Below are 15,690 nucleotides of genomic sequence, written 5' to 3' on the forward strand. Positions count from 1 at the left end.
TGATATACGTCATCCTGCCAGATTCAATCATAATCATCACCTCCTTGTTGCATTGATCTGTATCAACAAAAAAGGTCTACTTAAATATAAGTCTGACATTTCTCTATGCAGCAGACTTTCACTCTGCATTTTTGTAAACAAATAGTCAGTATTTCGTACGTGTAGTGCCTGTTCAGTAATCTTTGTAGTTTGTTTGCAGAGTAAAATTCTTAAGGAAAGTCTCATCCCAGGCTATAGATCTATATAGTTGATCTACTATGGTGTTTTGTTCTAATATTGCTCTGTAAAGAAAGCCGTTCATTTAACAAACATTTCTCAAGGAAAGGGACTGCTATGGCTGATACATTCCAGAACGAGGTGCCTAAGGCACGCATTAATTTAAAATTAAGCCTGCATACTGGGGGAGCGCAGAAGAAAGTCGAGCTGCCGCTTAAACTCCTCACCGTGGGTGATTTCAGTAATGGCAAAGAGAGTCGTCCATTATCTGAAAGAGAAAAAATCAACGTCAATAAAAATAACTTTAACAGCGTACTTTCGGAATTTAGCCCGGAAGTAAATCTGACTGTACAGAACACGCTGGCAGGCGATGGCACGGAAGAAAGTCTGAAGCTGCGTTTTTCCGATATTAAGGATTTCGAGCCTGAACAGGTGGCCCGCCAGATCCCCCAGCTTCGCGCCATGCTGGCGATGCGTAATTTATTGCGCGACCTCAAGTCTAACCTGCTGGACAACGCCACTTTCAGAAAAGAGCTCGAGAAAATTCTTAAGGACCCGGCGCTCTCTCAGGAATTACGCGACGAAATGAGTGCGCTGGCCCCGAAATAAGCGGCGTGCGTTTTTAATGGATTAACCGGGAATATGCTGATGTCTGTAAATAGTGAAACCGCCTCCGCGCAGGGGCAGACCACCTTCCTTACCAGAGAGGGCGTTTACGCCTCCCTGTTTGAAAAAATTAACCTGACCCCGGCCTCCCGCCTGGGCGATATCAATGACTTTCTGGATGATGCGGCGCTCTCCGACGCCCCGGCAGGGGAACGGCTGACGGCGGCGATGCAGGTCTTTATGGAGTGCATCCGTAAATCGGGCCGGCAGGTGGAGAAGCTCGACAAGACGCTGATTGACCACCATATCGCGGAGCTGGATTATCAAATCAGCCGTCAGCTGGACGCGGTCATGCACCATCCGGAATTTCAGAAAGTCGAATCCCTGTGGCGCGGCCTGAAGCATCTGGTGGACAACACTGACTACCGCCAGAATGTGAAAACCGAAATTCTGGATGTGGCGAAAGACGACCTGCGCCAGGACTTCGAGGATGCGCCGGAGCTCATCCAGAGCGGCCTCTACTGGCACACCTACACCGCCGAATATGACACCCCGGGGGGCGAGCCGATTGGCTCGGTGATTTCCGCTTACGAATTTGATGCCAGCCCGCAGGACGTGGCGCTGCTGCGCAATATCTCGAAAGTCTCCGCCGCGGCGCACATGCCGTTTATCGGCGCGGTTGGTCCGGCCTTCTTCCTGAAGGACGCCATGGAAGAGGTGGCGGCCATCAAGGATATCGGCAACTACTTTGACCGCGCCGAGTACATCAAGTGGAAAGCCTTCCGCGACACCGACGACGCCCGCTATATCGGCCTGGTGATGCCGCGTGTGCTCGGCCGCCTGCCGTACGGTCCGGACACCGTGCCGGTACGCAGCTTCAACTACGTTGAGCAGGTGAAAGGCCCGGACCACGAGAAATACCTCTGGACCAGCGCGTCGTTTGCCTTTGCGGCCAACATGGTGAAGAGCTTTATCAGTAACGGCTGGTGCGTGCAAATCCGCGGCCCGCAGGCGGGTGGTGCAGTGAAAGATCTGCCGATCCACCTGTATGACCTTGGCACCGGCAACCAGGTGAAAATCCCCTCTGAGGTGATGATCCCGGAAACCCGCGAGTTTGAGTTTGCCAGCCTCGGCTTTATTCCGCTTTCCTACTACAAAAACCGCGACTACGCCTGCTTCTTCTCGGCCAACTCCGCCCAGAAACCGGCGCTGTACGACACCGCTGACGCCACCGCCAACAGCCGCATCAACGCGCGCCTGCCGTACATCTTCCTGCTGTCGCGCATCGCCCACTACCTGAAGCTGATTCAGCGCGAGAACATCGGTACCACCAAGGACCGCCGCCTGCTGGAGCTGGAGCTGAACACCTGGGTGCGCACGCTGGTGACCGAGATGACCGATCCGGGCGACGAGCTGCAGGCCTCCCATCCGCTGCGCGACGCGAAGGTGGTGGTGGAAGACATCGAGGACAACCCGGGTTTCTTCCGCATGAAGCTCTTTGCGGTGCCGCACTTCCAGGTGGAAGGCATGGACGTGAACCTGTCGCTGGTTTCTCAGATGCCGAAGGCGAAAGCGTAAGGCGGCGCAGGGATGAAAATTTATCGTCCACTGTGGAACGAGGGGGCTTTACTGTCCCCTCAGCAGTTCCAGCAACAGGCTGAATGGGAGTCTTTTCGCAGTGCCGGTGCATCAGCACTGGCATGCCCGTTTCCCTGGGGTGTAGAAAAGATTGAGTTTAATGACAGCCTTCTTTCATCCGGTCTGATCCAGATTACGCAGTTACGCCTCTGGCTGGAAGATGGTTCGCTGATTGATGCGCAAAGGAGCGATCTGCCTCCGGCGCCGCGTGAGTTAGACGCCAGCCAACTGGCAGGTCGTGATGCGGTAACTGTCGTCATCGCACTGCCTCACATGCAGCCAGGTGTGATCAACGTTGAACAAGAAGGCGTCAGCCCAGACCGGCCGCTCCGCTATCGTGAAGAATGGGTGACGTTGCAGGATGCTTTTGGGTCTGAAGAAGAATCCATGGCGGTTGCCCGGTTTAATTTCACCATCCGGTTTGCCCATGAAAGCAATGATTCCTGGAAAGTTTGCCCGGTAGCAAGATTGATCCGGGATGGGCAAAATGCGTGGCGACAGGATCCGTCTTTTATTCCTCCAGTGGCATCATTTGGCGCAAGCCCGGTCCTGCGCGAACGTCTGACGCTGCTCAATCGTCAGTTACGCTCCCGACGCCAGCGTCTGATGACAATGCGCCGTGAAAGTAACGAAAGACTTGCCGATTTTGCGGTTGCCGATGTCTCTCTCTTCTGGTTGCTGAATGCGCTGAATTCGCACGCCAGAGTTCTGACGGAATACGAGCGCTTCCCGGCACGGCCACCTGAACAGGTATGGGCTGAACTCGCCCGTCTGGCAGGTAGCATGCTGACTTTCTCACTTGAACATGACCTTGATGCTATCCCGGGCTATGACCATGCGGAACCGGTTAACGCTTTTCCTCCACTCTTTGACCTGGTCACAGAGCTTCTGGAAGCCAGTCTGCCCTCACGTGTTATTGCCCTGGAAATGTCCCGACCAGACGGACAGACCTGGAAAGCAAACCTTCACGATATCCGTCTGCGCGAAGAGGCCGACCTTTATCTCTCTGTGCGCTCAAGTGTCCCTGCCTGGCAGGTCGCCGAGCAATTCCCTGCTCTCTGTCAGGCCGGGTCCCCTGATGAGGTCAATACCATTTACGGCGCGGCGCTCAGGGGTATTCCATTGATCCCGGTAAGCAGGGTCCCTGCGGCATTGCCGGTACGTATGGAAAACCAGTATTTCGCGCTTGATATGGAAAGCGCTGCTGCGCGTGAAATGCAGGAACAAGGGGTGTGTATGTTCTATGTGCCCGAATTACTTGGTGCCCTGGAGCTTGAACTGTTTGCGGTGCTGCGCTCATGAGACAGGAAATCGATATTGACCAGCTGATGGCAGAAACCTGGCTTACTGTCACCATGCTGAAGAAAGGGGCCGTCTCCCACAATGGCAGCGCACTCTACGACAAATGCGTTAAACAGGTTGAAACTGTGCGGGAAGCGCTGGAGCGTGCCGGTTATGACGACGCCAGTGTTGAACATATTTCCTACGCACAATGTGCCTTGCTGGACGAAACGGTGATGAGCCGTAAGCCTGAAAAAAGCGAGGAAGGAGAGGAGTGTAAAAGTGATGAAGGCCAGGTAGCCTGGCGTAAAGCGCCGCTTCAGGCCCGTTTTTTTGGCTCACTTCGTGCAGGTGAAGCGCTATGGGATCGGATAGCAGAGGTTCTGCGTCAGCCTTCACCGAATCCGGCCGTTTTAACCTGCTATCACCGGGTGATAGCGCTGGGTTTTCAGGGATTATACAGCCTGAAAGCGGTCAGCCAGGCGCAGCGTGATGAGGTAGTGAAAGCCCTTTATGAGCGGGTTTCTCCACCTGATGCAGGTCTGTCACTGGTTGTTCACCGGATGGGAAAACATCGCTGGAGTCTGATGCGCTCAGTCTGGTTCTGGATAGTGCTCGCCGTCATTCTTACCGGCGTTATCTGGTGGGGTGGTCACCTCTGGCTCCAGTCTCTTTTGTCAGCACAAATACCGGAGTTGCATGGCTAATGCGTAGATCAGTCATCATTCCGGTAGTCCTGCACGCCCTGGTAGCCGTTGCCACGTTGCTGTGGTTGCTGTGGTATTTCATCCCGACGGGCAACGTTTTTAACGGCCTGACCACCCTGCTGATCCTCCTTCTGGCAGGCTGGTATGTTTTTAAAAACTGTCGGAGCGAAGAGCCCACATCCGACGTTACCCTCCCGGCTGCGGAACTGCCACTACCCGACACCCAGGGCCCCGTCGTACTGGTGTGTGGTGACATGCTGGAAGCGTTGTTTCATGGAGGCCCGCTTCGCAAAACAGCCCAGGGGTGGTGGCTGCGGGCCGGTGACGTCAACCGGTTAACTGACGTTGTCCGCAGTATCCAGACGCAGTTCCCGCGCCAGGTCGGTCAGCTCTCGGTAATGTACCGCTGCCTGCCAGACCATCATCAGGATGAAGCCGTTCTGCGCTCGACGCTGAAAACGCTCCGCCAGCAGTGTAAGCAGATTAAATCCCTGACGGGTTTCCCACTGCCGGTTGTGTTGAGTGCAGAATTTTCCGGGCCAGAAACGCCCTGGATAATCGTTCGGGGTGATAAGCCGATTGTCTGTCCGGTAAATGATTCGCCGCAGGCTTTCATCGACTGGCAGCAGGCGGAAGACAATATCCTGGCATTGCCAGCCGTCAGCGAGGCATTTTCCTTTATCCGTAATACGCTGGCTGATGAGCTGGAAAAGCCTGATCGGTTAACGCCTCCTGAACGAGCATTCTCCGTGGCAATGCGCCTCGGTACCGTCCTTCCCGGTACAGAGTCAGTCTGGGCCGACTGGCTATATACCCGCACCTGTTTGCAGTTTTCCCGAAAACCAGGGCAGATAGCACCGGCAAGTTTGTTTCCGGATGCTGTTCTGCCGCTGCTGGCACCTTTTGCATCAACTGTGCAGGGGGGCCAGCGTACCCGTCGCCTGATCCTGCTGATGTGGCTGTGTGCCCTGACCGCATTGGGTATTTCTGCGCTCAATAACCGTGACCTGATCCGTCAGGTGAGTACCGATTTACAGCGCTGGAATGCAATCCCGATGAACCATTATCGCCCTAAGGCAGAATCACTGGCCGCCCTGAAGCAGGATGCGCTCCTGCTTGAACGCTGGCAGCGCCAGGGTGAGCCTTTGCGTTACAGCCTGGGCTATTACCCAGGGCAACGCCTGTGGCTGGCCTTGCAACAGGCTATCGATACCTGGACACCTCCACCTGCCCCTGAACCAAAACCGTTACCAAAAATTGTACGACTCGACAGCATGTCGCTGTTTGATTCCGGTAAGTCCGTGCTGAAACCGGGCTCCACCAAAATGCTGGTCAACTCGCTGGTCGGAATCAAAGCCAGGCCAGGCTGGCTCATCGTGGTCAGCGGCCACACAGACAATACCGGCAGCGTTGAGCTCAACCAGACCCTGTCTTTACAACGAGCTGAGGCCGTCCGTAACTGGATGCGTGATACCGGGGACGTACCGGAAAGTTGCTTTGCCGTGCAGGGTTACGGTGACAGCCGACCAATTGCATCAAACGACACGCCTGATGGCCGTGCGCATAACCGGCGTGTCGAGATCAGTCTGGTACCACAGGCTGACGCCTGTCGTTTGCCAGGCGCAAAACACGCGTCACAGGATGTACGTGACGTTTCAACTAAAGAAATGGAGAAGTAAACATGGCAATCCCAGTTTATCTGTGGCTGAAAGACGATGGCGGCGCTGATATTAAAGGTTCCGTAGATGTGAAAGATCGCGAAGGAAGCATCGAAGTTGTTGCTCAGGAACACAACCTGTACATCCCGACCGATAATAACACCGGCAAACTGACCGGTACGCGTATCCACACGCCGTTCCTGTTTACCAAAGAAATCGACTCTTCCAGCCCGTACCTCTACAAAGCAGTGACCACCGGGCAGACCCTGAAGTCGGCTGAATTTAAGTGGTACAGAATCAACGACGCGGGCCAGGAAGTGGAGTACTTCAACACGAAGCTTGAGAACGTGAAGCTGGTGAAAGTGAACCCGAAGATGCATGACATCAAGGACCCGGCGTTCGAGAAGCACAACCATCTCGAGCAGATCGAGCTGCGTTACGAAAAAATCACCTGGACCTACAAAGACGGCAACATCATTCATTCCGATTCCTGGAACGAACGTACCACTGCGTAAGACCCTGGCGGACAGATCCCCTCTGTCCGCCATCTTGCTCTGCTCTGCACAGCGCCTGTCAGACGGACGCTTTGCAGAGCAGTTTTACAACTTATCGGCATGAACCTTATGGGCATCGGTTGACGGCCAGGGGCGGTAGCGTGCCTGAACTAGAGGGAACGACATGGAACATCATTCAGCAGTCCTGCTACGACGACTAAATCCTTATTGCGCCAGAGCACTGGAAGGTGCGGCTTCTTTATGTCAGACCCGTGCACATGCAGTAATTACGCCGGAGCACTGGTTATTAAAGTTGCTGGAGCAGGGCGAAGGTGATCTGACGGTTCTCGCTCGCCGCTATGATTGGGATATGGATGCCATCTGGCAGTCACTCCTGAGCTGGCTGGATGCACAGCCTCGTTCATTGTGCACCCGACCAGAGCTTTCTACGTCACTTCAGACATTGCTGAAACAGGCCTGGCTTGCCGCCACGCTCGCCGGAGATGAGCGGATCCGCAGCATTCATTTGCTTACGGCCATGATTGATACGTCAGGGCTGACGCGCTGTGATGGTCTCTGGCCTTTAATGACGCTGACCACCAGCCAACTGGAAAGGTTACGTCCCTTACTGGAAGCGCAGTCGGACGAGCGATATGACATTACGCTCAACGAGCAGGCTGGCAATGCCACCATTATTGGTCGGGCGGCGCCATTACAAGATGAAGCACAAAACCAGGCTGAAGGAGGAAGTGCGCAGCCTGCCGTTTCACAGGAAGAGTCCATTCTCAATCGTTTTACGGTCGATGTGACCGCCCGTGCCCGGGAAGGAAAGATTGACCCGGTCTTTGGACGGGATAACGAAATCCGTCAGATGGTGGATATTCTCTCCAGACGCAGGAAGAACAACCCGATCCTTGTGGGTGACCCCGGCGTTGGCAAGACCGCGCTCGTGGAAGGACTGGCGCTGCGTATTGCGGAGGGCAACGTCCCGGACGCACTGAAAGCTGTCTCCGTACGCAGCCTTGACCTCGGTCTGCTGCAGGCCGGAGCCGGGGTGAAGGGGGAGTTTGAACAGCGCCTGAAAAACATCATTGAGGCCGTACAGCAGTCGCCGTTGGCGGTGCTGCTGTTCATAGACGAGGCCCACACCATTATCGGCGCGGGCAACCAGGCGGGGGGCGCGGATGCGGCCAACCTGCTGAAGCCCGCGCTCGCCCGCGGTGAGCTCAGAACCATCGCCGCCACCACCTGGAGCGAGTACAAGCAGTACTTCGAGCGCGACGCCGCGCTGGAGCGGCGCTTCCAGATGGTGAAGGTGGACGAGCCGGACGACGACACCGCCTGTCTGATGCTGCGCGGCCTGAAATCCCGCTACGCGCAGCACCACGGGGTGCATATCACCGATGAGGCGGTCAGGGCGGCGGTCACCCTGTCCAGACGTTACCTGACCGGTCGCCAGCTGCCGGACAAGGCGGTGGACCTGCTGGACACGGCTTCCGCCCGTATCCGCATGAGCCTCGACACCGTGCCGGAGCCGCTGACCCGGATGAAGGCGCAGCTGACGGCCCTTGCCATGGAGAAGCAGGCGCTGCTGGAGGATATCTCAGCGGGTAGCGCCACCCACGGTGAGCGTCTGGCGTCGATAGAAGAGGAAGAAGTCCGGATTATTTTACAGCTCGACGAACTGGAAACGCAGTACGGCCAGGAGCTGAAACTTACGCAAGCACTGCTCGCCTGCCGCGCGGATATCTCCCGCCAGGCAGAAACTGCAGACCTGCAACAGCAACTGAGTGACGTTCAGCAGGGTAACCCTTTGCTGGGTCTGGACGTGGACGCACGTACCGTCGCCACGGTGATTGCCGACTGGACCGGGGTCCCGCTCTCTACCCTGATGAAGGATGAACAGACGGAACTGCTGACTCTGGAAGCGAGCCTCGGTAAACGTGTGGTGGGCCAGGAGGCGGCGCTGCACGCCATCGCGCAGCGCCTGCGCGCCAGTAAAACCGGTCTGGCGCCGGAGAACGGCCCGCAGGGCGTGTTCCTGCTGACCGGTCCGAGCGGTACCGGCAAAACCGAAACCGCGCTGGCGCTGGCGGACGCGCTCTTCGGCGGTGAAAAATCCCTGATTACCATCAACCTCTCCGAATACCAGGAGCCGCATACCGTCTCCCAGCTCAAGGGGTCGCCGCCGGGCTATGTCGGCTACGGCCAGGGCGGCATTCTCACCGAGGCTGTCCGTAAGCGGCCATACAGCGTGGTGCTGCTGGATGAGGTGGAGAAGGCGCACCGGGATGTGATGAACCTCTTCTACCAGGTTTTTGACCGCGGCTTTATGCGCGACGGCGAGGGGCGGGAAATTGATTTTCGCAACACCGTCATTCTGATGACCTCGAATCTCGGCAGCGACCACATCATGCAGATGCTGGACGAACAGCCGGAGGCGACAGAACCGGAACTGCACGAACTGCTGCGCCCGCTGCTGCGCGATCATTTCCAGCCCGCGCTGCTGGCTCGCTTCCAGACGGTGATATACCGCCCGCTGGCAATGGATGCCATGCGCACCATTGTCGGTATGAAACTGGCGCAGGTGAGCACGCGTCTGCAACGCCACTACGGCATTTCCACTCACATTGGCGAAAGTTTTATCGACACGTTGACGACGGCGTGTTTGCTGCCGGATACCGGTGCCCGCAACGTGGACAGTCTGCTTAACCAGCAGATCCTGCCGGTGCTGAGTCAGCAGTTATTAAGCCATATGGCGGCAAAACAAAAACCGTCCTCGTTACATCTGACCTGGGATGATGAAGAGGGCATTGTGCTGGCGTTTGATGCACAGGCAGAAGGAGAGCCGTCATGAACAATTCCCTCTCCAACAAGGTTACCAGCCTGGTACATCAGCTTTTAGGACAATCACGGTACCGGGTTGATGTGCATGAATGCGACCATTTCCTGGATGTGTTGCGTTACAGCGCCGTTGAATCACTCAGCCAGCCCTGGCGCTATGATGTGGCGGTCACCTGCTCTTCTGCGGATATTGTCTGCGACGCGTTACTGCTGAAGCCCGCGTCATTCACTTTCCAGACACCAGTGTTTGACGGAACACCGGCGCTGCCGGTCAGGACAGTATTCGGCGTGGTCGAGTCGTTCCGCCGCGTGTCCACCTCGAATGATGAGACCCATTACGCACTGACGATCGTTCCCCGTATCGCCCTTCTGGGCTATACGAAAGGGAGCGAGATCTACCTCAACCAGTCGGTCACTGAAGTGGTTGAACAGGTACTGCGTAAACATGGCCTGGAAGGGCATGATTTTGAGTTCCGCCTCTCACGGGAATATCCCTCCCGGGAGCTCATCACCCAGTGGCGGGAAACTGACCTTGAGTTTATCCAGCGCCTGCTGGCGGAGGTGGGCATTTACTGGCGCTATGAAATGGACAGCCATCTTGAGCAGGATGTGGTGATTTTTCAGGACAGCCAGCAGCAGTATGAATTTGGCGTCACGCTACCGTTACGCAACCAGGCCGGGATGAATGACAGCGGGCAGGAGAGCATCTGGAATATTCAGACCGCATATAACGTGGTGAGCGGGAGTGTGGCCACCCGTGACTACAACTACCGTGAGGCGCTGTCGCCGCAGGACAGTTCCGAAAGCATTTTCAGCAAGGAAGGGATCATCACCGGGGAAACGTACCATTATGCGGAACCCTTCCTGACAGCAGGTGACGCTGAAAGTACAGAGTCCGGCGCATACTTCGCCCGCCTGCGTCACGAACGCATTCTGAACACGCAGTATCATGTCACCGGGCATTCCTCAAGCCCTCATCTGGTTCCGGGGCAGGTACTGGAAACGGACGGAACGCTTCCCGATGCCGTCAGGGAAGGCATCGTCATCACCACGGTGCGCTCTGGTGGTTCACGCAAACGTAGCTTTACGCTGACGTTTGAGGGGATCCCCTACAGCGAAACCGTCTGCTGGCGTCCGGCACTGCTCAGTCGCCCGGTGATATCCGGCTCGCTGCCTGCCCGGGTGGAAAGCATACAGAAAGGCGACACCTATTCCTGGCTGGATACGGAAGGGCGCTACCGTGTGAAACTTGACTTCGACCGCAGCAGTTCTGAACAGGGTTATGCCTGTATGTGGCTGCGGCTGGCGAAACCCTATGCCGGTGATACTTACGGATTCCACTCACCGCTTATCGACGGAACTGAAGTTGCCGTCGTATTTGACGGCGGAGACCCGGATCGTCCCTACATTGCCTATGCCCTGCATGATTCAGAGCATCCGGATCATGTCACCAGTGATAATCATACGCGGAACGTGTGGCGCACTCCGGCGAACAATAAGCTGCGGATGGAGGATAAGCGGCAGGAAGAGCATATCAAGCTCGCGACGGAATACGGCAAAACGCAGCTGAACATGGGGCATCTGGTCAACAGCCAGCGTGAAAAGCGCGGGGCCGGTTTCGAACTGCGAACGGATGAGCATGGCGCTGTCCGTGCGGCAAAGGGACTGTTTCTGACGGCGGATGCCCAGGCCAAAGCGCAGGGCCCGGTGCTGGAAATGGCGCCTGCGATAAGTCAGATTAACCAGGCCAACAGCCAGATGCAGGCCCTGAACAGCGCCGCTGAAGCCGCCGGAGCCCTGGTCTGTGACATCAGTACCCAGATAAATTTTGTGACCGACAAAATCAAAGATCTCCAGTCTGCGGTCCTGCTGGGTAGTGCGCCGCAGGGGGTGGCACTGACTTCAGGGGAACACCTTCAGCTCAGCAGTACCCGCAATACCATGATCAATGCCGGTCAGCATCTTGATATCGGGGCGATGAAAAATCTGTCCGTGAGCGTTGAAAAAGCGCTGGGGTTGTTTGTGAATAAAGAAGGGGCGAAGCTGGTCGCGAATCAGGGAGACATCGAAATTCAGGCTCAGCACAACACGATGGCGCTGTTTTCTGAAAAACAGCTGACGGTGACCAGTAGTGAAGACGAAATTATTATCAGCACCCCGGAAACGCTGACGCTGAACGGCGGCGGATCGTATATGAAGCTGAGTAAGAACGGGATAGAGCATGGCTCGGAAGGGATGATGATAATGAAAGTGGCGACGTATCTGGTTCCAGGTACTCCTGCGAGTCTTCCTTACGATACTCCCGATTTTCCCTTAACCTCCTTAAGCTATGACATAAATAGCGAGCCAGGAACGGATAATTCGAACTCATCGAAAAATGATGGTCAACATCGACAGAATCAGCCTGAAAAGGATTCAGCCAAAGGTTCTGCAAAACGGGCATGTGATTAACACGGAGGTTTTTTATGGCAGTAGTTATACCTAAACAGAGTTTTCCCGTCCCTGCAGATGCTAAAGGCCAGGAGTTCACTTCTGCTGAAGAGCTATTATCGAAGCTTGAACGTGAAAGCTCGGGACTGTATTTAGTGGGAAGTCAGGGAATGTGGCATGGCGGTATTCATATTACTGATGCCACCATCCCCTGGTGTGCCCTTAGCACAGATAGTGAGGCCGAAAGAGAACATTGTCGTGAACTTTATAAAGGAGAACAATCTATTCGCTGTATGGCGGATGGTGAGATTGTTGCCTGGCGCGTATGTAAGGATTATGAGAGTGCCGCGATTGAATGGCGAGGTGAAAAGCTGTTCCTTTCGAACTCCTTTGTGCTGGTGAAACATTATATTCAGCCGGGTGATGCGGCAGAAAGTGGGCTGACATTTTTCACGCTGTATATGAATCTGGCGCCCTATGCTGCTTATAAACAACAAGGCTGTCTGTCGGACAGAATAGTGGCGGGAGTCCAGCGTTATTACACCTGCGTGGAAGATTTGCAGGCGGGGCGCGAAGCCGGAAAACTGGCTAAAGACACGCCCGTCACGCTGAGTGACACCATCGTGACCCGCAGCAGTGACCGGCGACAATTTACCGAAGTGGCCATTACCAGTGAGACGAAAAATACCGCAGGAGAAACGCTGGCAGCAGGGACGAAAATCTGGACGGTGTCTGACCGGGACTCACTGAAAGCGGCGGCGTCAGCGCCCGTTCCCTCCTGGTGGTCAAAATGCGCTCCGGCTTATAGCCCTCAGTCAGAAGGTATCGTGAACTGCACCTCGCGTACTGACTGGTCATACTATCTGAGTCGTGAAGATGTGCTGCAGTATAAAAATGCAGGCAGACTGGCGGCTGATTTCCCGCTTTCTTACGAGCCCGGTAATACCGCGCAGCAGGTCATTCGGCCCGGCAAGAACGCCGGCGATGCAGCAAGAACATTCAGTCTGGTCACCCTGGGCCGGGATAAGGATAAGCTGAAAAAGGGTGACCGGGTGTGGGTGGTGTCAGACGGTGACAGCCTGACGGTTGCACCGGCAGCATCCGGCAGTGAGCCTGTTTTCAATGATGTGCATGTCCCCTCCACGCCAGTACCTGTCAGTGCCGGAGACAGTCTCGGACATATGGGTTTTTATCAGCTGCCGGAAGAAAACGGTAGCCGTTCGCGCTACCAGGTGCACATCGAGTGCCTGAGTATGGATGATATGGAAACGTTTATTACTAACCCCGGAAAGGCGGGGGACGATGCCCCGGCATACCTGACCTGGCAGAAGGATGCGCCGTTATCTGATAAGAGCGATACGGGAATAACACCAGGCAGCCGTAAAACAAAGGCCCCGGGTATTCTGACGCTTGCAAATGTGCCCGGTGCTGATGCGGCAGGAAATGCACTGACCGGTAATCAGGACGCGGACTGGTATCAGATACGCCCTGAAGGAGGCTGGTTACCTGCAGCCAGTGTTAAGAAAGTGTCTCGGTATGCGTTAGGCGCGCTCGGGTTTGTCGCGCTGAACAGGGCACCTGCAAGCTTTGAACTGATTGATGGTATACAACAACCGGATAACGTGGTGAAGGGTATCCTGGAGCAGCTGCATAAAGCGGCGCAGGATGAAACCCGTACGACTCACGCACTGAACAAGTATAACTACCAGCGATTGCTGGAGTTGATTGACAGCAACCATGACGGCTCTTACTCGGAGCAGGAGTATCTTCAGGCGGTGCATAATGTCTCCTATCGCGACCGCTTATACCGTGTAATTGCGAAGCACGGGAGTGAATGGTACTGCGGCAAGGATGACCCGCTGTGGAAGGCATACCTGGATACATTAACCACAGATGCACCGTTATGGAAGACGTATCTGGAAACGTTTCTGGATAAAATGACGTGGATGAAGAAAGTATCTGAAAAGGGCGTTGCGCTGGGACCGGAGCCGTGGCATATGCATCCGATTGTTTTTCTTACGGCTATAGGTATTAGTGATGGTGTAACTTATACTCAGCTAAAAACTATTTTTCCACAAGCTTCTGATGCTAATTTAAATATAGTAGTTGCTGAACTGCAAGGGAGACTGGAGGCGTTTAAGTTAGATACTCCAACAAGGCTACGACATTTCTTCTCCCAAATTAAAGGTGAGGTTGGACCTCAAATGAAAGGGAAAACGGAAGGATTTCAATTTTCACCAGCAACTTTAAGGTCATTTAGCCGGTATTATCGAGAGCATCCAACAGAATCAGAAACTGATGGCTATGAGAAAAATTCTGCGGGAAGAATAATCCGTCGTGCGGATGAAGAGGCTATAGGTCGAAAACATTATTTAAGGTTGAATGGGAATAGGCAGAGCAATCCAGATGATGGCTATAATTTTAGAGGGCGAGGGCTAATTCAAATTACAGGATATGAAAAATATAATGGTTTTATGGAGGGGTATCGTGAACATTGGAATGATGAAGTGCCAGACACTGTTTCGGAACCTGAAAAAATAAATATAATGCCTTATGCAATTCGAAGCGCTTTATGGTTTTGGTTGCATTACGAAGTCTATTCATTAGATCAAGGCAACGGTTTTAGTGATGTTGTTGCTGTTACAAAAAGGGTAAACGGTGGAAACATGGGATTGGCAGAGCGACAAGAGGCTTACTCATTATGCGAACAAGTATTTCAATGAAAACATATAAAGTATTTTTGGAAGGGGCTCTTTGCTTTTTTTTGTCGGCAGGTGCCGTGACAGCAGAACAGAAGATGACTAACATTATCACCTGCTTATTACCTGGTGAGGGAAGCAAAGAAGTTTCATTCTTCATAGATAACGTTACAAAAGAAATTAATTATAATTTTAAAAGGAATGGAAAAGCAGAGTTAAGTGTTGTTTTTAACGAAGGAAATAAACTGAGACGTTTCAAAGATAGCAAAATGAGTGTTACTTATTATGGATTCAAACGCGGTAAATATAGTTACATTATTGATGTAATCGAGGGGGTTGAAAAAAACGAATATACCATGTCGTTTGATATTAAAAAAAATGAAAAAATTATTCAATCCAGTGATTGCTTACCAAGTTCGTTCAGAAGCGATAATATTATAAGTGAGTATATAATCAATGTTCCTTACATGAATGAGAAAAAATTTGTTTTCCCGTAACCATCTTTTTATAATCAACGTGAATTCTCTCTGTTTTTATCGAAACCTTTGAGTTAACGTTAATGATTTTTTCATTATCAAAACGGTGAATGATATAGCCTAGTGTAAGTTTAGTTTCCAAACCCCGGGGTGTGGAAGTGCGTCATATGAAAGCATTTGGTTGGAATGCTGAGTTAAGGCTGACTCTGTAATTAAATAAACATTTACCTCAAAGTCCGATGAGAAAATTAATGTGAATTTTGATGTGTAAATAAAAATATTACACATCACATTTTATTTTTTAAATAAATTAAAATCTCGTATGATTAATAAGAGAATAGTAAATCATCTGTAAATGAACAATGAGGCTTTAAATAATGCTCAAGATTATTCGAAAAGGCGACAAAACCACTCACGGCGGTTCAGTCATGACCTGTTCTGGCACCATGATATTTGGCGGGATTGGCGTGGCGCGTAAAGGTGATATGGTTTCCTGCCCGATACCTGGACATGGCCCAACAACGATCATCGAAGGTAACCCGAATTATCTTGATAACGGGATCCCGGTTGCCTTTCATGGACACAGATGTGGGTGTGGCTGCACATTGATCAGTTCTTTTGCACCTGCAAAGGTCGCCTGA

11 protein-coding genes are annotated in these 15,690 nt (G+C 53.4%); all 11 read left to right on the top strand.

Going from position 1 to position 15,690, the window contains the following annotated elements:
- Window positions 1–333: 333 nt before the first annotated feature.
- The 11 genes from tssB (at window position 334) to BN3796_RS20255 (ending at window position 15,690) form a co-directional block, all read left to right on the top strand.
- Complete coding sequence (gene tssB, locus BN3796_RS14380) at window positions 334–825, top strand: type VI secretion system contractile sheath small subunit (RefSeq protein ID WP_061709045.1); 492 nt, start codon at window positions 334–336, stop codon at window positions 823–825.
- A 33-nt stretch (window positions 826–858) separates the two neighbouring features.
- Entirely contained in the window at window positions 859–2,400 is a 1,542-nt protein-coding gene (tssC, locus tag BN3796_RS14385) for a type VI secretion system contractile sheath large subunit (RefSeq protein ID WP_073885230.1), read from the top strand.
- A gap of 12 nt (window positions 2,401–2,412) precedes the next feature.
- Entirely contained in the window at window positions 2,413–3,762 is a 1,350-nt protein-coding gene (gene tssK, locus BN3796_RS14390; protein WP_061709046.1) for a type VI secretion system baseplate subunit TssK, read from the top strand.
- Window positions 3,759–4,448, top strand: coding sequence for a type VI secretion system protein TssL, short form (gene tssL / locus BN3796_RS14395; protein WP_061709047.1), 690 nt, complete (start codon window positions 3,759–3,761; stop codon window positions 4,446–4,448). Before tssK ends, tssL begins: the two co-directional genes overlap by 4 nt.
- Window positions 4,448–6,127 (top strand): OmpA family protein, encoded by a 1,680-nt coding sequence (locus tag BN3796_RS14400; RefSeq protein ID WP_061709048.1) that lies wholly within the window; start codon window positions 4,448–4,450, stop codon window positions 6,125–6,127. The genes tssL and BN3796_RS14400 overlap by 1 nt, the downstream gene beginning before the upstream one ends.
- Before the next feature lie 2 nt (window positions 6,128–6,129).
- Window positions 6,130–6,621 carry a type VI secretion system effector Hcp gene (gene hcp / locus BN3796_RS14405; RefSeq protein ID WP_032611100.1) on the top strand — a complete coding sequence of 164 codons (492 nt, stop codon included), beginning with the start codon at window positions 6,130–6,132 and terminating at the stop codon, window positions 6,619–6,621.
- 163 nt (window positions 6,622–6,784) lie between these two features.
- Entirely contained in the window at window positions 6,785–9,457 is a 2,673-nt protein-coding gene (tssH, locus tag BN3796_RS14410; RefSeq protein ID WP_061709049.1) for a type VI secretion system ATPase TssH, read from the top strand.
- On the top strand, window positions 9,454–11,895 hold the full coding sequence (locus BN3796_RS14415) for a type VI secretion system Vgr family protein (protein WP_238379230.1): 2,442 nt from the start codon (window positions 9,454–9,456) through the stop codon (window positions 11,893–11,895). The genes tssH and BN3796_RS14415 overlap by 4 nt, the downstream gene beginning before the upstream one ends.
- Window positions 11,896–11,909: 14 nt before the next feature.
- The gene (locus tag BN3796_RS21000; RefSeq protein ID WP_061709050.1) at window positions 11,910–14,597 is read left to right on the top strand and encodes a glycoside hydrolase family 19 protein; all 2,688 of its coding nucleotides are present in this window, start codon (window positions 11,910–11,912) and stop codon (window positions 14,595–14,597) included.
- Complete coding sequence (locus tag BN3796_RS14425) at window positions 14,594–15,070, top strand: hypothetical protein (RefSeq protein WP_073885231.1); 477 nt, start codon at window positions 14,594–14,596, stop codon at window positions 15,068–15,070. The genes BN3796_RS21000 and BN3796_RS14425 overlap by 4 nt, the downstream gene beginning before the upstream one ends.
- 356 nt (window positions 15,071–15,426) lie before the next feature.
- Window positions 15,427–15,690 (top strand): PAAR domain-containing protein, encoded by a 264-nt coding sequence (locus tag BN3796_RS20255; protein ID WP_073885232.1) that lies wholly within the window; start codon window positions 15,427–15,429, stop codon window positions 15,688–15,690.

Origin of the sequence: Pseudenterobacter timonensis, assembly GCF_900021175.1 — a bacterium.
Taxonomy (GTDB): Bacteria; Pseudomonadota; Gammaproteobacteria; order Enterobacterales; family Enterobacteriaceae; genus Enterobacter; species Enterobacter timonensis.